This is a genomic window from Pseudomonas sp. BNK-30, from assembly GCF_047456185.1.
Taxonomy (GTDB): Bacteria; Pseudomonadota; Gammaproteobacteria; order Pseudomonadales; family Pseudomonadaceae; genus Aquipseudomonas; species Aquipseudomonas putida_E.
This window is the reverse complement of the sequence record NZ_CP179904.1, coordinates 2,054,424-2,072,476: the sequence shown is the minus strand read 5'-3', so window position 1 is coordinate 2,072,476 and position 18,053 is coordinate 2,054,424. Positions and strand designations below refer to the sequence as shown.

The 18,053-nt window shown below is 64.2% G+C and carries 16 protein-coding genes; 14 read left to right on the top strand and 2 right to left on the bottom strand.

From position 1 onward, the window contains the following. Positions 1-66 precede the first annotated feature (66 nt). Both ACMGGN_RS09695 and ACMGGN_RS09690 read right to left on the bottom strand, forming a co-directional pair. Positions 67-1,062, bottom strand: a complete 996-nt coding sequence (locus tag ACMGGN_RS09695) for an aldo/keto reductase (protein ID WP_039601454.1) — start codon at positions 1,060-1,062, stop codon at positions 67-69. Between the two features lie 96 nt (positions 1,063-1,158). Further along, positions 1,159-2,010 (bottom strand): LysR family transcriptional regulator, encoded by an 852-nt coding sequence (locus ACMGGN_RS09690; protein ID WP_115274957.1) that lies wholly within the window; start codon positions 2,008-2,010, stop codon positions 1,159-1,161. 196 nt (positions 2,011-2,206) lie between these two features. Here ACMGGN_RS09690 and ACMGGN_RS09685 point away from each other — a divergent pair, with 196 nt between their 5' ends. From ACMGGN_RS09685 to ACMGGN_RS09620, 14 genes are all read left to right on the top strand, one after another. Then, the gene (locus ACMGGN_RS09685; RefSeq protein WP_115274956.1) at positions 2,207-3,118 is read left to right on the top strand and encodes a LysR family transcriptional regulator; all 912 of its coding nucleotides are present in this window, start codon (positions 2,207-2,209) and stop codon (positions 3,116-3,118) included. Between the two features lie 101 nt (positions 3,119-3,219). After that, positions 3,220-4,128, top strand: a complete 909-nt coding sequence (locus tag ACMGGN_RS09680) for a hydroxymethylglutaryl-CoA lyase (protein WP_161871605.1) — start codon at positions 3,220-3,222, stop codon at positions 4,126-4,128. Between the two features lie 11 nt (positions 4,129-4,139). Next, positions 4,140-5,333: a CoA transferase gene (locus ACMGGN_RS09675; RefSeq protein ID WP_323614806.1), complete on the top strand. Its 1,194-nt coding sequence runs from the start codon at positions 4,140-4,142 to the stop codon at positions 5,331-5,333. Between the two features lie 2 nt (positions 5,334-5,335). Further along, entirely contained in the window at positions 5,336-5,860 is a 525-nt protein-coding gene (locus ACMGGN_RS09670) for a gamma carbonic anhydrase family protein (RefSeq protein WP_046786350.1), read from the top strand. A gap of 65 nt (positions 5,861-5,925) precedes the next feature. After that, the gene (locus ACMGGN_RS09665) at positions 5,926-7,242 is read left to right on the top strand and encodes an MFS transporter (RefSeq protein ID WP_046786349.1); all 1,317 of its coding nucleotides are present in this window, start codon (positions 5,926-5,928) and stop codon (positions 7,240-7,242) included. A gap of 52 nt (positions 7,243-7,294) precedes the next feature. After that, positions 7,295-8,578 carry an OprD family porin gene (locus tag ACMGGN_RS09660; protein WP_251962759.1) on the top strand — a complete coding sequence of 428 codons (1,284 nt, stop codon included), beginning with the start codon at positions 7,295-7,297 and terminating at the stop codon, positions 8,576-8,578. A gap of 228 nt (positions 8,579-8,806) precedes the next feature. After that, the gene (locus tag ACMGGN_RS09655; protein WP_237858366.1) at positions 8,807-9,544 is read left to right on the top strand and encodes a gluconate 2-dehydrogenase subunit 3 family protein; all 738 of its coding nucleotides are present in this window, start codon (positions 8,807-8,809) and stop codon (positions 9,542-9,544) included. Positions 9,545-9,547: 3 nt separating this feature from the next. Then, complete coding sequence (locus ACMGGN_RS09650) at positions 9,548-11,332, top strand: GMC family oxidoreductase (RefSeq protein ID WP_204917902.1); 1,785 nt, start codon at positions 9,548-9,550, stop codon at positions 11,330-11,332. Positions 11,333-11,343: 11 nt separating this feature from the next. Beyond that, complete coding sequence (locus ACMGGN_RS09645) at positions 11,344-12,591, top strand: cytochrome c (RefSeq protein ID WP_204917904.1); 1,248 nt, start codon at positions 11,344-11,346, stop codon at positions 12,589-12,591. Between the two features lie 250 nt (positions 12,592-12,841). Then, positions 12,842-13,864: a LacI family DNA-binding transcriptional regulator gene (locus tag ACMGGN_RS09640; RefSeq protein WP_046786344.1), complete on the top strand. Its 1,023-nt coding sequence runs from the start codon at positions 12,842-12,844 to the stop codon at positions 13,862-13,864. A 72-nt stretch (positions 13,865-13,936) separates the two neighbouring features. Continuing rightward, positions 13,937-14,716 carry a sugar phosphate isomerase/epimerase family protein gene (locus tag ACMGGN_RS09635; protein WP_119688986.1) on the top strand — a complete coding sequence of 260 codons (780 nt, stop codon included), beginning with the start codon at positions 13,937-13,939 and terminating at the stop codon, positions 14,714-14,716. Further along, positions 14,709-15,659 carry a sugar kinase gene (locus tag ACMGGN_RS09630; protein WP_046786342.1) on the top strand — a complete coding sequence of 317 codons (951 nt, stop codon included), beginning with the start codon at positions 14,709-14,711 and terminating at the stop codon, positions 15,657-15,659. The genes ACMGGN_RS09635 and ACMGGN_RS09630 overlap by 8 nt, the downstream gene beginning before the upstream one ends. Positions 15,660-15,720: 61 nt before the next feature. Beyond that, positions 15,721-17,013, top strand: a complete 1,293-nt coding sequence (locus ACMGGN_RS09625; RefSeq protein ID WP_237858370.1) for an MFS transporter — start codon at positions 15,721-15,723, stop codon at positions 17,011-17,013. Positions 17,014-17,022: 9 nt separating this feature from the next. Next, positions 17,023-18,024, top strand: coding sequence for a 2-hydroxyacid dehydrogenase (locus ACMGGN_RS09620; RefSeq protein WP_414156708.1), 1,002 nt, complete (start codon positions 17,023-17,025; stop codon positions 18,022-18,024). The last annotated feature ends 29 nt before the right edge of the window (positions 18,025-18,053 follow it).

Below are 18,053 nucleotides of genomic sequence, written 5' to 3'. Positions count from 1 at the left end.
ACTGCACCTGCCTGGGTGCAGTACCTGTGCGGGCATCGGTATGCCGCTGGTGAGGCCCGGGCAGGCCTACTTGAAGCCCGTCACGGCATGCGGCACGTAGGGCGCTTGCAGGCGCTCCACTTCTTCGGCGCTGAGCTCGAACTGCAACGCGCCAATCGCATCATCGAGCTGCGCCACCTTCGACGCGCCCACGATCGGCGCCGAAACCCCTCGCTTGCCCAGTACCCAGGCCAGCGCCACCTGCGCCATGGGCACGCCACGCTCGCGGGCTATCTGTTCGACCACATCGATCACCCGGCCGTCTTCCACTTCGGTTTTTTCATAGAACGACCGGCCGGAAATGTCGGTGCGGGTACGTTCAGTCTGCTGGCCATGCGGGCGGGTCAGCCGGCCGCGGGCCATCGGGCTCCAGGGCATCAGGCCCACGCCCTGGTCCAGGCACAGCGGGATCATTTCGCGCTCTTCCTCGCGGTAGATCAGGTTGAGGTAGTTCTGCATCGACACGAAGCGGCTCCAGCCGTTGCTGGCCGCCACCTGCTGGGCTTTGGCGAACTGCCAGGCATACATCGAGGATGCGCCGATGTAGCGCGCCTTGCCGGCTTTGACCACATCGTGCAGCGCCTCCATGGTCTCCTCGATCGGGGTGTGGTAGTCCCAGCGGTGGATCTGGTACAGGTCGACATAGTCGGTCCCAAGGCGGGTGAGGCTGGCGTCGATGTTGGCCATGATCGCCTTGCGTGACAGGCCCTGTTCGTTGGGCCGGGTGCTGCCTTCCCACATGTTGGCCGGGAAGAACACCTTGGTGGCGATCACGGTTTCTTCGCGGCGGGTGAACGCCTTCAGCAGCTTGCCCAGGATCAGCTCCGAGGTGCCGGCCGAGTAGCTGTTGGCGGTGTCGAAGAAGTTGATGCCTTGCTCCACGGCGTGGCGGATGATCGGGCGGCTGTCGGCTTCGCCGAGGGTCCAGGGGTGGGTGCCGGCGCCCGGCTCGCCGAAGGTCATGCAGCCCAGGCACAGTTTCGAAACATCCAGGCCGGTGTTGCCCAACTTGACGTACTGCATCTGCTTCTCCTCGGTGGTCGTTTGCGATGGGGGAAGCTTAGCGGGGCTGTGGGCGTGCGGAAATCCCGTATCGGTGCAGGCGAGCTCTGCAGAAATTCACAAGCGCAGCAGTGGCTTGACCTGTTGCTGCAAAAAATCGGTTACAGCCTTGATGCGCGGTGTGTTGCGCACGTCTTCATGCACGGCCAGCCATAGTTCGATGCTCATGGTCTGTGTTTCGTCCCCGATGGCCTGCAGGCCATGCTCCTGGGCCATGAATGCCGGCAGGCAGGCAATGCCGATGCCGCCGGCAGCGGCCTGGGCCTGGATGCGCAAATCGTTGCTTTGCACTACAAAGGGCTGGTGGTGGGTCTGGGCGAGCAGCCACTGTTGCTGCGCCGACTTGGCCTGGGACTGGTCGTAGCCGATATAGCGCGGCGTGCTGGTGCTGCGCAGGTAGCCGGGGGCGGCGTACAGGCGGTAATCCAGGTAACCCAGCAGGCTGGCCACCAGGGTGGGCTCGCTGGGCCTGGCCAGGGCCACGCTGATATCGGCCTCGCGGCGTGCCAGCGAGGCGCGCGACTTGCTGCCGACCAGTTTCAGGTGCAGCTGCGGGTAGCGGTTGCACAGCGTGGCCAGGCGCCGCGCAATGAGGCTGCCGAGCAAGGCGGGCGGGGCGGCCAGTACCACCTGGCCTTCAACCTGCTGCTGGCCTGCGCTGGCGAAGTGTTCCAGGGCGAAGGAGGCCTGGGTCATCTGCTCGGCGTAATCGCCCACCCGGCGGCCTTGCTCGGTCAGCACGTAAGCCCTGGGGCGGCGGTCGACCAGCTTGAGGTTGAGCGCAGCTTCCAATGCGGCGATGCGCCGGGCCACGGTGGCGTGGTCGACGCCCAGCTGCTTGGCTGCGGCCGACAGGGAGCCGGTGCTGATGAAGGCGCAGAAATGGCGCAGGTCTTCCCAATCGAACATGGCGGGCCTCTGTGGTGGAGGGCCATGATAAAGCCTCCTGGCGATTCCCACGACCTGAACCGGCCCCAACGCCGGCACACACGTTTCGCGTCAATTTCAAAAGCACCGCCATCGCTGCCAGGGCCGGCTTGCCGGCGATGGGGCAACACAAATAACTGATGCTAGGATGGCTGCCTCTCCTTACCCGGATACCGCCATGCAGCCCCTCGACCACCTGTCCTTGCACCTGTTCATCGTGGTCTGCGAAGAGGGCACCATCGCCCGCGCCGGTGAGCGGGCGTTCATGGCGCCTTCGGCTGTCAGCAAACGTATCTCGGACATCGAAGCGCGCTTTGGCACCACGCTGTTCAAGCGCAGCAAGCGCGGGGTCGAACCCACCCCGGCAGGGCTTGCCCTGTTGCGCCATGCCCGCGGCCTGACCCGGGCCATGGAGCGCCTCGACAGTGAGCTGAGCGAATACGCCGAGGGCGCACGGGGGCATGTGCGGGTGCTGGCCAATGTCTCGTCGATCATGGAGTTTCTGCCCGAGGAACTGTCGGCCTTCATGCTGGAAAACCCGTTGATCCAGGCCGATATCGAAGAGCGCTTCAGCCCCGATGTGGTCCGTGGCGTGGCGGAGGGCAATGCCGACCTGGGTATCTGCAGGAAGCCCACCGCAGTCGGCGGCCTTGAGTTCGTGCCTTATCGGCAAGACCACCTGGCGGTGGTGGTCGGTGCCAGCCACCCGCTGGCAGCGCGCACCAGCATTACCTTTGCCGAAACGCTTGGCTACGAGCACCTCGGGCTGTCGGCGTTCGCCACGTTGAACAGTTTCATGTGCAAGAGCGCCGAGGCAGTTGGCAAGGAACTGCGTTTTCGCTCGTACGTGTCGTCGTTCGATGCGGCCTACCGGCTGCTGCAGTTCGGCCTGGGCCTGGCGGTGTTCCCGCAGGAGGCGGTGGCGCGTTATGCGCCACTGTTCGACTTGCGGGTGATCCCGCTGACCGATGACTGGGCGTTGGGTGAGTTCGTCATCTGCATGCGTGACCGGCACGCGCTGTCGCTGTCGGCGCGGCGCCTGCTGGACCACTTGCTGCTGCGCGCGCCGGCCTGGCAGGTTATGCCCTGATATCCATCGCGGCTGACGATGGATCAGCCCGTGAAAGACGTCTTTTCTGCCCGCCATGCGGCTCTTAGTCTGGCCACACGCTTCAGACAGAGAGCCCCCTGATGACAACAATAACAATCAATGAAGTCGGCCTGCGCGATGGCCTGCAGAGCCTGCAGACGGTCATGCCGACTGCCGCCAAGCTGCGCTGGATCGACAGCGCGTATGCCGCTGGCGTGCGCCACATGGAAGTTGCCTCGTTCGTGCCGGCCAGGCTGTTGCCGCAGATGGCCGACGCCAAACAGGTGGTCGCCCACGCGCTGACCTACCCAGGCCTGCTGGTTACGGTATTGGCCCCCAACCTGCGCGGTGCCCAGGATGCACTGGAGTCTGGTGCGCAACGCGTCGTCGCCCCGGTGTCGGTAAGCAACGCCCACAGCATGGCCAACGTACGCCGCACGCCGCAGGAAATGGTTGAGGAGCTGGGGCGCATGTGCCAGCTGCGCAGCGAGATGGGCCGGCATGACGTGCAGATGATCGCCGGCATGTCAGTGGCCTTCGGCTGCACCCGTCAGGGTGATGTGCCGCTGGGTGACCTGTGCGCATTGACACGCCAGGTGATCGAGGCGGGTTGCGACCTGGTTTCGCTGGCCGACACCACCGGCTACGCCAACCCCGGGCAGGTAGCCATGGTGATCCCGGCGGTGCGGGCCATTGCCGGGGAGCGCCTGCGCGCCGCGCACTTCCACGACACCCGTGGCCTGGCGCTGGCCAACAGCCTGGTCGCCGTGCAGCAAGGTATCCGCGAGCTGGACGCCTCGCTGGCCGGCCTTGGCGGTTGCCCGTTCGCGCCAGGTGCCTCCGGCAATACCGTGACCGAAGACCTGGTGTTCATGCTGCAAAGCATGGGTTACGACACCGGCATCGACCTGCAGGCATTGATCGACTCACGCCAGGTGCTGCGTGATGCCTTGCCCGATGAACCCCTGTACGGCGCGCTCGCCCGCGCCGGCCTGCCGCTCAACTACTAAGGGCTACCCGCATGTCCAGACTCCCCTTGGACGGCATTCGTGTCGTTGAGATTTCGCACATGGTCATGGGCCCCACCTGCGGCATGATCCTCGGTGATCTTGGCGCTGAAGTGATCAAGATCGAGCCCACCCGTGGCGATGGCACACGGCGCTTGCTCGGCGCAGGCGCCGGGTTTTTCCGCACCTTCAACCGCAACAAGCAATGCATCGCCGTGGATGTGCAAACGCCCCAGGGCCGGGATGCCGTGCTCGCGCTGATCGACACGGCCGATGTGTTCATCGAGAACTTCAAGCCAGGGCGCATGCATACGCTCGGCTTTGACTACGCCGCGCTACGCGAGCGCAACCGGCGGTTGATTTACGCCTCGCACAAGGGCTTTCTCAACGGCCCTTACGACAATCGGCTGGCACTGGATGAAGTGGTGCAGATGATGGCGGGCCTGGCCTACATGACCGGGCCGGTGGGGCGGCCGCTGCGTGCGGGCAGTTCGGTGAACGACATCATGGGCGGCATGTTCGGGGCCATTGGTGTGCTGGCCGCGCTCAACGAGCGCAACAGCACCGGCGTTGGCCGCGAGGTGCAGAGCGCACTGTACGAGAACTGCGTGCTGCTGGCCGCCCAGCACATGCAGCAGTTTGCGGTCACGGGGGAGGCGGCAGCGCCAATGCCCAACCGCATCAGTGCCTGGGCCATTTATGACGTGTTCACCTTTGCCGGGGGGGAGCAGATGTTTGTCGCCGCCACAGGGGAGGGCCAGTGGCAGGCGCTGTGCACCGTGCTTGGCCAGGCGGCATTGCGCGACGACCCCACCCTGGCCAGCAACAACGACCGGGTGTTGCAGCGGCCGCGTTTGCTGGCGCACCTGGCCGAGGTGTTCGCCACACTCGATGCGCAGCAACTGGCGGTCGAGCTTGAGGCCAATGGCATCCCGTTCGCGCCGATCCGTCGCCCGGAGGAGCTGTTCGATGACCCGCACCTGATGCAAAGCGGGGGCATGGCTGACCTCACCCTGGAGGACGGCAGCAGCACGCCGATGCCACTGCTGCCGCTGGCGCTCGATGGCCAGCGCCTGCAACCGCGCCGGCCGATCCCGCGTATCGGCGAGCACACCCAGAAAGTCATGCGCGAGCTTGGTTACAGCGATGCGCACATTGCCGAGCTGTGCGCCGCAGGCGTGCTCAAGACTGACGAGCAGGAGCGCTGAAAATGGCCATCTACCGATACGACACGCTTGTCCCGAACCTGCACCCGGAAACCTTCGTTGCCGAGCAAGCTACGGTGATCGGCGATGTCACGCTGGCGCAAGGCGTTAGTGTGTGGCCGCAAGCGGTGCTGCGCGGCGACAATGAACCGATCCACATTGGCCAGCACAGCAATGTGCAGGAGGGCGCGGTGCTGCATGCCGACCCTGGTTTCGCCCTGACCGTGGGCAGTGGCGTGACCATCGGCCACCAGGCGATGCTGCATGGCTGCACGATTGGCGATGGTGCACTGATCGGTATACAGGCGGTGGTACTCAACGGCGCGGTCATCGGCCGCAATTGCCTGGTGGGGGCGGGTGCCATCGTCACCGAAGGCAAGGTCTTCCCCGACAATTCACTGATCCTCGGTGCACCTGCCAAAGTGGTGCGTGAGCTATCGCCTGAGGCCATCGCGCACATGCACGCCAATGCCGCCGACTACGTGCGCAAAGGCCAAGCCTGCAAGGAAAAGCTCGTGCGTATCGGCTAACCCCCTTCAGTGGCGCCCTGAAGGGCGCCGCCGCTCTCCAATAATTACAAGAACGGAGATCCACCATGGTTGCCTTGACCGGTGTTCTGGCGCGTGAGCGCAATGAGCGTCACATCAATGAACTGCTGCTGTACCGGCGGGTGGCCTGGCGCATCATGCCACTGGCCATCATCTGTTTCCTGTTCTCCTATTTCGACCGCATCAACATCAGCTTCGCCAAGACCCAGATGCAGGCCGAGCTTGGCCTGAGCGACGCGGCCTACGGGCTGGCCGCGAGCATGTTCTTCATTGGCTACGTGCTGTTCGAGGTGCCGAGCAGCCTGGGCCTGAAGCGCTACGGCGCGCCGGCGTGGATATGCCGGATCATGGTGTCCTGGGGGCTGGCCACTGCGGCTCTGGTATTTGCCTATACCCATTACACCCTGTACTTCCTGCGTTTTCTGATCGGTGTGATGGAGGCCGGTTTCGGGCCGGCCATCCTGTTCTATCTGGCCTGCTGGTTCCCCCGCAAGCACCTGGCGAAGATGAACGGGCTGTGGTTCCTGGCCGTGCCCTTGGCTGGCGCGGTTGGCGGCCCTGCGGCGGGCTTTTTGCTAGGGACCATGGACGGTGTGCTGGGCCTTGCCGGCTGGCACTGGCTGTTTCTGATGTCGGGCCTGCCGTGCGTGGTGCTGGGCGTGCTGGTGCTGTGCAAGCTCGATCGCGACATTGCGTCGGCCAAGTGGCTGACCCTTGAAGAGAAAGCCCTGTTGCAGGAAAACCTTGCCCAGGACAAACGCGCGGACAAACCGGTGCTGGGTTCGCTGTGGCGGGTGCTGCTGACCCGAGAAGTGGCGATCATGGCGTTCATCTACTACGTGATCAAAAGCGCGTCCTATGGCCTGAATTTCTGGATGCCGCACCTGATCAAGTCATCAGGGGTACAGGACATGCTGTGGGTCGGTGTGTTGTCTGCGCTGCCTTATGCGGTGGCGTGCGTCGGCATGGTGCTGCTCACCCGGCGCTCGGACCGCACCGGCGAGCGCAAGCGCTACCTGGTGTACTGCCTGCTGGCCGCAGCCGTTGGTTACTTGCTCGCGTGCCTGTTCTCGGGCTCGTCGTGGGCGATGATGGCGGCGCTGGTAATGGCGACAGCGGGTACGTTCATTGCCATTCCGATCTTCTGGACTATCCCGCAGTCGACCTTCTCCGGGTTGGCGATTGCAACCGGCACTGCAGCAATCAACTCCGTGGGCCAGCTCAGCGGCATCGTGGCACCGGTGATGGTGGGGCAGATCAACGACATCACAGGCAGCACGTACATGGGCATGCTCTCGATTGCACCGCTCATCCTGCTTGCCTGCCTGGTGGTGATGCGCTACGTCAGAAACCCCAAGGTCTGAACCTGGCTCGCCCTTGACGCTGAACAACAAGAACAATAACAAGGCATAACCCATGAACACTTCCGTCTCACGGCGGGCATCACTGATGCTCGCGGTGTTGTGCTGTGCGTGGCAATCGGCCCAGGCTGCCTTTGTCGCTGACGGCAAAGGCAGCCTGGAGCTGCGCAATTTTTACTTTGATCGTGACTTTCACGGTGCTGCTGCCAGCCAGTCCAGGCGCGGTGAGTGGGCCCAGGGCTCTTTGCTCAAGTGGCAATCGGGCTACACCGAAGGTGTCGTCGGGTTTGGCCTGGACGCGGCAGGGATGCTCGGCGTCAAGCTCGATTCGTCCCCGGACCGCAGCGGCAGCGGGCTGTTGCCCCGCGGCAGCGACAGGCGCGCGGTGGATGGCTATGGCAAGGCAGTTGCCACCGTCAAGGCGAAGCTTTCGCAGACCCACCTGCAGCTGGGTGGTTTGAGCCCCCAGTTACCATTGCTGGTGTCGAACTACAGCCGGTTGTTCCCGCAGTGGTTCAAGGGTACGCAGTTGGTCAGCAAGGACTTGGACCGTTTCACCTTTACCTTGCTGCAGGTCGATGCCACCAAGCTGCGCGACTCCACCGACTTTGAAAGCCTGACCGCCATGGCGCAACAGGGCGCCTATTCGGCAACGGTGACCAGCGACCGCCTGTACTACGCGGGTGTCGATTATCAGCCGGCGAAGAGCCTGACCCTCAGCGTGCATACCAGTCAGCTTGAAGACCTGTTCCAGCGGGAATTTGCGGGGTTCAAGTACAGGGCCGGCCTTGGGCCGGGGGAGGCATTCACCGAATGGCGCTGGTTCAACGCGCACGACCAGGGCAGGGCGTTGCTGGGCGAGGTGGATAACCGGACCTTGAGCACCAACATCGGCTATGGCCTGCACGGGCATACCTTCAGCGGTGGTTACCAGAAGGCCAGTGGAAATACCGCCTATGCGTACGTTGGCGGGACCGATACCTACCTGTTCAGCGAGCAGCAGGTGAGCACGTTTGCCCTGGCCAACGAGCGTGCATGGATGCTGCGTTACGACTACAACTTTGCAGCATTGGGCATCCCGGGGCTGACGTTCAATGTGCGCTACGTCAAGGGTGACCAGGTCGACCCACAGCGGATTGCCAGCAGCAAAGGCCGGGCGCTGGCCGCGCGAGGTGGCGAAGGTGAGGAGTGGGAGCGGACCACCGACATCAGCTATGTCGTGCAGTCGGGGGTGTTCAGGAACCTGTCGCTGCGTTGGCGCAATGCGACCATGCGCTCCAATTTTGCCGATGCGGCGGATGAAAATCGGGTGATCGTGGGGTACACGGTCGAGTTTTGAGCGTTGGAGTACAAATGTGCTCTTAGGTTGATATCGGGTGTGTTGGAAGGGGCCGTTCTGGGCGCATGTCATCAAGTTAACGGCGTTGGGAGGGCCTAACGCCCTCTATGAAACCGGTTTCAAAATGTTTCCGAACCAGCTAGATTACGCGGCTTTCTCAGGGCCTCTCCCTGATCTAAACCCAGACGGCGCAACCCAAGGCCGCCCCAATGCTGATGAGGACTTGCAATGCCTGAGCATGCCCCCGACAACCCGCGCCGGGACTTCCTGCGCAAAACGTTGACCCTTATTCCCGTGGTCACCGTGGCTACCAGCACAGGCCTTGGCGCCGGCCAGCTGCTGGCCCAGCCGGCCCGCGAACCCAAGGTGCCCGCTACACCGCCCGCTGGCCATTACCAGCCGACTTTCTTCACCGCCGAAGAATGGGCCTTCGTGCAGGCGGCGGTGTCGCGCATCATCCCCGCTGACGAGCTGGGCCCCGGCGCGCTCGAAGCAGGCGCCGCCGAGTTTATCGATCGCCAGATGAACACCCCCTATGCCACAGGTGCCCAGTGGTACATGCAGGGCCCGTTCAAGGCCGACGCTGCGCCAGAGCTTGGCTACCAGCTGCAACTGAGCCCCCAGCAGATCTACCGCCTGGGCATCGCCGCTGCGGATGCATGGTGCAAAAACGCCAGCGGTAAAACCTTTGCCGAGCAAGATAGCGCTACCCGAGACAAGGTTCTCGGCAAGATCGAAGCCGGTGAGATCGTTTTCGAACAGCTGCCTGCCAAGGTGTTTTTCAGCCTGCTGGTGCAGAACACCCGCGAGGGGTTCTTCTGCGACCCGATTCACGGTGGCAACAAGGGTATGGTCGGCTGGACGCAAATCGGCTTCCCCGGCGCCCGTGCAGACTTCATGGACTGGGTCGAGCGCAACGAGCCTTACCCGTTTCCGGCAGTATCGATTCGTGGCGAGAGGGCGTAAGGCATGGCCAATGCAATGAAGAAGGTCGATGCGGTGATCGTCGGTTTCGGCTGGGCGGGCGCCATCATGGCCAAGGAGCTGACCGAGGCCGGGTTGCAGGTGGTCGCGCTGGAGCGCGGGCCGATGCAGGACACCTACCCCGAGGGCAGCTACCCGCAGGTCATCGATGAGCTGACCTACAGCGTGCGCAAGAAGCTGTTCGTGGATGTCTCCAAAGAAACCGTCACCATCCGCCACAGCGTCAACGATGTCGCGCTGCCCAACCGCCAGCTCGGTGCCTTCCTGCCCGGCAAGGGCGTGGGCGGCGCAGGCCTGCACTGGTCCGGCGTGCATTTTCGTGTAGACCCGATGGAGCTGCGCATGCGCAGCCACTACGAAGAGCGCTACGGCAAACGCTTCATCCCTGAACACATGACGATCCAGGACTTTGGCGTGAGCTACGAGGAGCTAGAACCCTGCTTCGACTTCGCCGAGAAGGTCTTCGGCACCTCGGGCCAGGCCTGGACCGTGAACGGCAAGGTGGTCGGCGAAGGGAAGGGTGGCAACCCTTATGCACCGGACCGCTCCAACCCCTTCCCGCTGGTGTCGCAGAAGAACGTGGTGTCGGCGCAGCTGTTCCAGAAGGCAACCGCCAGCCTGGGCTACAAGCCCTACAACCTGCCTTCGGCCAACACATCGGGGCCTTACACCAACCCCTATGGGGCGCAGATGGGGCCGTGCAACTTCTGTGGCTTCTGCAGCGGGTACGTGTGCTACATGTACTCCAAGGCGTCGCCCAACGTGAACATCCTGCCGGCGCTGCGCCAGGTACCCCATTTCGAGCTGCGGGCCAATGCCCATGTGCTGCGGGTGAACCTGGACGACAGCAAGCGCAAGGCTACCGGGGTGACCTACATCGATGCCCAGGGGCGGGAAGTGGAGCAGCCGGCAGACATCGTCATCCTTGCCGCGTTCCAGTTCAACAACGTGCGCCTGATGCTGCTGTCGGGCATCGGCAAACCCTATGACCCGATCAAGAACGAAGGGGTTGTGGGGCGCAACTTCGCCTACCAGAACATGGGCACGGTGAAAGCGTTCTTCGACAAGGACACCTACACCAACAACTTCATCGGCGCCGGCGGCAACGGGGTGGCGATCGACGACTTCAACGCCGACAACTTCGACCATGGGCCGCACGGTTTCGTCGGCGGCTCGCCGATGTGGGTCAACCAGGCTGGCAGCCGGCCGATTGCCGGTATTGCCAACCCGCCCGGCACGCCCGCCTGGGGCAGTGCCTGGAAGAAGGCCACGGCCGATTACTACACCCACCAGCTGTCGATGGACGCCCACGGCGCGCACCAGTCGTACCGCGGCAACTACCTGGACCTCGACCCGACCTACCGGGATGCCTACGGCCAGCCGCTGCTGCGCATGACCTTCGACTGGCAGGAAAACGACATCAAGATGAACCAGTTCATGGTCGACAAGCTGAGCAAGATCGCCCAGGCGATGAACCCCAAGGCCATCGCTGTGCTAGGCAAGAAGGTCCAGGAGCACTTCAACACCGCCAGCTACCAGACCACCCACCTCAACGGCGGCGCGATCATGGGCTCCGACCCCAAAACCAGTGCCTTGAACCGCTACCTGCAAAGCTGGGACGTGCACAACGTGTTCGTCCCGGGCGCATCGGCGTTCCCCCAGGGCCTGGGTTACAACCCCACCGGCCTGGTGGCTGCGCTGACCTACTGGTCGGCGCGGGCCATCCGGGAGCAGTACCTGAAAAACCCCGGCCCGCTGGTTCAGGCTTGAGGAGCGATGGCATGAAAAAACTGTTGATCGCGACCCTGCTGCTGGGCACGGGCCTGGCTGCCCAGGCTGATGAAGCTACCGATGCGCTGGTGAAGAAGGGCGAGTACCTGGCCCGTGCCGGTGACTGCGTGGCCTGCCATACCGCCAAGGGCGGCAAGCCCTTTGCCGGTGGGCTGCCGATGGAAACCCCCATCGGCACCGTGTACTCCACCAACATCACCCCGGATGCCACCGGCATCGGCCAGTACAGTTTCGAAGACTTCGACCTGGCCGTGCGCAAAGGTGTGGCCAAGGACGGCAGCACGCTGTACCCGGCCATGCCGTACCCGTCCTATGCGCGGGTCAAGGACGAGGACATGCGCGCCTTGTACGCCTACTTCATGCAAGGCGTGCAACCGGTGGCGCAGCCTAACAAGGCCACCGACATCCCTTGGCCCCTGAGCATGCGTTGGCCGCTGGCGATCTGGCGTGGCGTGTTCGCACCAGAGGTGAAAGCCTGGCAAGCGCCGGCCGGTGCCGACCCGGTGGTCAGCCGCGGCGCCTACCTGGTGGAGGGTTTGGGCCATTGTGGCGCGTGCCATACCCCGCGCGCCCTGACCATGCAGGAAGAGGCCCTGAGCCCCGCGGATGGCAAGCAGTTCCTGGCCGGCAGTGCGCCGTTGGAAGGCTGGATCGCCAAGAACCTGCGCGGTGACCACAAGGACGGCCTGGGCAGCTGGAGCGAAGAGCAGCTGGTGCAGTTCCTGAAAACCGGGCGCAGTGACCGCAGTGCCGTGTTCGGCGGCATGAGCGATGTGGTCGAACACAGCATGCAGCACTTGAGCGATACCGACCTGACGGCCATTGCCCGCTACCTCAAGACGCTACCGGCAAGCGACCCGCACGACCAGCCGCATGTGTACGACAAGCACGTGGCACAGGCTTTGTGGAACGGTGATGACAGCAAGCCGGGTGCGGCGGTGTACATCGACAACTGCGCTGCCTGCCATCGTACCGACGGCCAGGGGTATACCCGCGTGTTCCCGGCGCTTGCCGGCAACCCGGTGGTGCAGACGGCCGATGCCACCTCGTTGATCCATGTGGTGCTGGATGGCGGCACGGTGCCGGCGACGCATACGGCGCCGTCGAACCTCACCATGCCAGCGTTCGGCTGGCGCTTGAGCGACCAGGAAGTGGCTGAGGTGGTGAATTTCATCCGGACCAGTTGGGGTAACCAAGGCAGTGCTGTTTCGGCCAGTGATGTGAAAGCCATCCGCTAAGGCCGGCGCCCGGCGTCATACCTTGAGGGGCTTGCCGGCGATGCAGGCGCTGCGGTCTAGGGCACCGGCTTTGCCGGTGATCGCCGGCAAGCCGGCTCCTACAGGATTGGCGTCGGCTGTAGAAATTCGGTGGGGCAGTGCGCCGGAAAAGGTAGAATCCCGACGAACGGTAGGTGACGAAACCGCGCGGTTTTGATGTATTGAAACCGGTTTCAGTCACCGTCACCGACAATAATCACAAGGGACCGAAATGACCGACTTGCCTGCCCATTCCCGCGAACGCGTGACCATCAGTGAGGTCGCACGCGTTGCCGGCGTCTCCAAGGCCACCGTGTCGCGCTACATTGGCGGCGATCGCCAACTGCTGGCCGAAGCTACCGCCAAGCGCCTTGAAGAAGTCATCGAGCGCCTGGGCTACCGGCCCAACCAGATGGCCCGCGGCCTCAAGCGTGGCCAGACGCGTTTGATCGGCATGCTGGTAGCAGACATCCTCAACCCCTATTCAGTCGCGGTGATGCACGGCGTCGAAACCGCCTGCCGTCAGCACGGCTACAGCCTTGTGGTATGCAACACCAACCGCGACGACGAGCAGGAGCGCCATCACCTGGCGGCCCTGCAGTCTTACAACGTCGAGGGCCTGATCGTGAATACCCTTGGCCATCACCCCGGCGAACTTCTCAACCTGCAGCGCGACATGCCCATGGTCCTGGTAGACCGGCAACTGCCGGAGCTGAACGTGGACCTGGTAGGGCTGGATAACGCCCAGGCCATCGAGCAGGCCCTGGACCACCTGCAGGCGCGTGGCTACCGCGACATCCTGGCGGTCACCGAACCACTGGACGGCACCAGCTCCCGGCTCGAACGCACGCTGGCGTTCACCGCCTCGATCAGCCGTCGCGCCGGCATGCGTCAGCAACTGGTGGAGATCGACAGCAACCTGCACGCCCGGCTTGATGCCTTCCTCGGCAGTAATGGGCACGGGCCCCAGGCTATTTTTACCTTCAACGGCGTGGCCACCCTGACGGTGACCCGTGTATTGCACGACGCGGGTTGCAACCTGTTCCAGGACGTCGGCCTGATTGCGCTGGACGAACTGGACTGGTACCCGCTGGTCGGTAGCGGCATTACCGCGCTCGCCCAACCCACCGAACGCATCGGTGTGGCCGCCTTCGACTGCCTGCACGACCGCCTGCGCGGCGAGAGCGGGGCGCCACGGCGCCTGGACTTCAAGGCAGAGTTGATCGTCCGAGGTTCCACTCAACTACGCGAATGAAGAAACGGCTGGCAACGACGCCGGCCATTGCTGCAGCCAAAAAATGAAACCGGTTTCATAAGGACAAGAACAATGCACGAGAACCCCGTTTCCATCAGCCTCTCCAGCTACGGTGCCAGCTTGGTCCGGGAGCGTGGGCAGGAGAGTTTCCTTGAACTGCTGGCCGCTGCCGGCGTGACACGTGTCGAACTGCGCGAAGAGTTGTTCGACGCGGCCCCGGATGCCGCCGCGCTGTCGGCGGCAATCAACGCGCTGCAGTTGCAGTGCCTGTATTCCTCGCCACTGGAACTGTGGACCCCTGAAGGGCAGCTGGACGCGCGCTTGCCTGCCAAGCTGGCGCTGGCCCGCGCACTCGGCGCCGTGGCGCTGAAGGTGTCGTTGGGGCATTACGCTTGCGCATGCGACCTGGCGGCCTTGCAAGCGCAACTGCGCCCTGGTGACCCACTGTTGCTGGTGGAGAACGACCAGACCACGCAGGGCGGGCGCATCGCGCCGCTGCTGCAGTTCTTTGAGCGCTGCGAGGCCCAGGGGCTGGCGCTGGGCATGACCTTCGATATCGGTAACTGGCAATGGCAGGGCGAATCCGCCGCGCAGGCAGCGCGGTTGCTCGGCCGCTGGGTGCGTTACGTGCATTGCAAGGCAGTGCAGCGCGAGGCCAGCGGGCGCCTGGTGGCCGTTGTGCCGCAGGCCCGGGACCTGATGGCCTGGGAGGCAATGTTCGCCGAGTTCACCCCCGGGCTGATGCGCGCCGTGGAGTACCCGCTGGCCGGCGCTGACTTACTGGCTTTGACCCGCGCCCAGGTCAACAACCTGGCCCGCATCGGCATGAGCGAGGAGGTGAGCCATGCCTGAGCATGACGTGCTGTGTTTTGGCGAAACCATGGCCATGTTCGTTGCCGAGCAGGCCGGTGACCTGGCGGCTGTGGGGGCGTTTACCAAGCGCATTGCCGGCGCCGACAGCAATGTGGCCATCGGCCTGGCCCGGTTGGGTTTCCGGGTGCGCTGGCTGAGCCGGGTGGGCAACGACTCGCTGGGCCGCTTCGTGCTCGACACCCTGCAGCAGGAGGGCCTGGACTGCAGCCACGTGGAGGTCGATGACCACCACCCGACAGGCTTCCAGCTCAAGGGCCGTTGCGACGATGGCAGCGACCCTGTGGTGGAGTATTTTCGCCGCAACTCCGCGGCCAGCCACCTATCGCTGGCGCAGTTCAGCCCGGCGTTGCTGCAGGCCCGCCACCTGCACGCCACCGGTATTCCGCTGGCGCTGTCGGCCGGCTGCAGGGCGCTGGCCCATGAGCTGGTCGAGCGCATGCGCAGCGAGGGGCGCAGCATTTCCTTCGACCCCAACCTGCGCCCGTCGCTGTGGCCTGACCGCGCCAGCATGGTCCGTGAAGTCAACGCGCTGGCGATAAAGGCGCACTGGCTGCTGCCAGGGCTCGAGGAAGGGCGGTTGTTGACCGGCCTGCAAACCCCGGCGGACATCGCCGCGTTCTACCTCGACCGTGGCGTCGAGCACGTAGTCATCAAGTTGGGCGGTGAGGGTGCCTACTACCGCAATGCCCAGTGCCAAGGGCAGGTCGCCCCTGTGCCGGTGGCCAAGGTGGTGGACACCGTCGGTGCCGGCGACGCCTTTGCCGTTGGCGTGGTCAGCGGCCTGCTCGAAGGCCGCCCGCTCGCCGAGGCGGTGGCTCGCGGCAACTGGTGCGGCAGCCGCGCCGTGCAATCGCGCGGCGACATGGAAGGCTTGCCACTGCGCCGGGAGCTGGAAGCGTACGCATTACCCAAGAGTGCCTGAAACTTTGATCGCCGGTACGCCGGCCGGTTGCTACAAAAACAACAAGCTCAGGAGCCGCATCATGCAATCGACAAGCCTCGCCCCACGCCGTTGGTGGTACATCATCCCGATCGTCTTCGTCACTTACAGCCTGGCCTACCTCGACCGCGCCAACTACGGCTTCGCCGCCGCCTCGGGCATGGCCGATGACCTGAAGATCACCCCGGCGCTGTCGTCCCTGCTGGGGGCGCTGTTTTTCCTCGGGTACTTCTTCTTCCAGGTGCCTGGTGCCATCTACGCGCAAAAACGCAGCGTCAAAAAGCTGATTTTCGTCAGCCTGATCCTCTGGGGCAGCCTGGCGACCCTGACCGGCATGGTCAGCAATGTCTACCTGCTGATCGGCATCCGCTTCCTGCTCGGGGTGGTCGAGGCGGCGGTGATGCCGGCGATGCTGGTGTACCTGTGCCACTGGTTCACCCGCGCCGAACGCTCGCGCGCCAATACCTTCCTGATGCTGGGCAACCCGGTGACCATCCTGTGGATGTCGGTGGTCTCGGGGTACCTGATCAAGCATTTCGACTGGCGCTGGATGTTCATCATCGAGGGCCTGCCAGCGGTGCTCTGGGCGTTCATCTGGTGGCGCCTGGTGGACGACCGGCCAGCCCAGGTGGGCTGGCTGAGCGAGCAGGAAAAAGCGGCGCTCGAACAGGCCCTGGCCGCTGAACAGCAAGGCATCAAACCGGTTAAGAACTACCGCGAGGCGTTTCGCTCGCCGCAGGTCATCGTGCTGTCACTGCAGTACTTCTGCTGGAGCATCGGGGTGTACGGCTTCGTGCTGTGGCTGCCCTCGATCCTCAAGCAGTCGGCGAACGTCGACATCGTCGAGGCCGGTTGGCTGGCCTCGGTGCCCTACCTGGCGGCGGTCGTGGCCATGGTCGGGGTGTCGTGGGCCTCTGACAAACTGCAGAAGCGCAAGCGTTTCGTCTGGCCACCCTTGCTGATCGCCGCGTTGGCCTTCTATGGCTCCTACGCCTTGGGCACCGAGCATTTCTGGGCGTCCTATGCGCTGCTGGTGCTTGCCGGGGCTTGCATGTACGCCCCCTATGGCCCGTTCTTCGCCATCGTGCCGGAGATCCTGCCCAGCAACGTGGCCGGTGGGGCCATGGCCCTGATCAACAGCATGGGCGCGCTGGGTTCGTTCGGTGGCTCGTGGCTGGTCGGCTATCTCAATGGCGCCACCGGTGGCCCTGGCGCTTCTTACCTGTTCATGTGCGGTGCGCTGCTGACGGCAGTGGCGCTCACGGCTGCGCTGAAAACATCACAAACCTCCGGCCAGGCCAAGCCCCGCAGCCAGCGCCTGGCAATGAGCCAATAGGAAACGGCTATGAAAAAGCGAATCGTCCTTTACAAGCGCCTGCCCGAGGCCCTGCTGGCGCGCCTGCAACAGCAGGTCGAGGTGACCTGGGTGGATACCTCCGGCAGTGATGGCCTGGCCCGGCTGCGCGATGCCTTGCCCGGTGCCCATGGCCTGCTGGGCGCCAGTTTGCGGCTGGACAGCAGCCTGCTGGACCTGGCGCCACAGCTTGAAGTGGTGGCCAGTGTGTCGGTTGGCGTCGACAACTACGACATTGCCGAGCTGACCCGCCGTGGCGTGATGCTGACCAACACCCCTGATGTATTGACCGAGACCACCGCCGACACCGGCTTTGCCTTGATCCTGGCCACTGCCCGGCGGGTGGTGGAGCTGGCCGGCTGGGTACGTGACGGCCACTGGCAGGCCAACCTTGGGCCGGCGCATTTTGGCAGTGATGTGCATGGCAAGACCTTGGGCATCGTCGGCATGGGGCGCATTGGTGAGGCCTTGGCCCGCCGTGGTGCGGCCGGGTTCGGCATGCGCGTGCTGTACCACAGTTCGCGAGCCAAGCCAGAGGTGGACGCCCGCTATGGTGCCCGGTATCGCACCCTGGACGAGCTGCTGAGCGAGGCGGATTTTGTCTGTTTGACGGTGCCCTTGAGCGCCAGCACCGAAGGCCTGATCGGCGCACGGGAGCTTTCGCTGATGAAGCCCGAGGCGATCCTGGTGAACATTGCCCGCGGGCGTGTGGTGGAAGAACAGGCACTGCTTGCGGCGTTGCAGGCCAAGCGCATCCGCGGCGCCGGGCTGGATGTGTTCGTACAGGAACCACTTCCGGCCCATTCGCCGCTGTTGCAACTGGACAACGTGGTGGCCACGCCGCACATCGGCTCGGCGACCCACGAAACCCGTGAGGCCATGGCGCGCTGTGCGGTAGAGAATCTGTTGAGCGCGTTGGCGGGCGAGCGGCCGGCGAACCTGGTGAATGAGGGCGCGTGGCGAGCGCCAAGCCCCTCTAGGTCGCAACCCTGACGCAAACGCTGTAGCAACGGGGCAGCGGC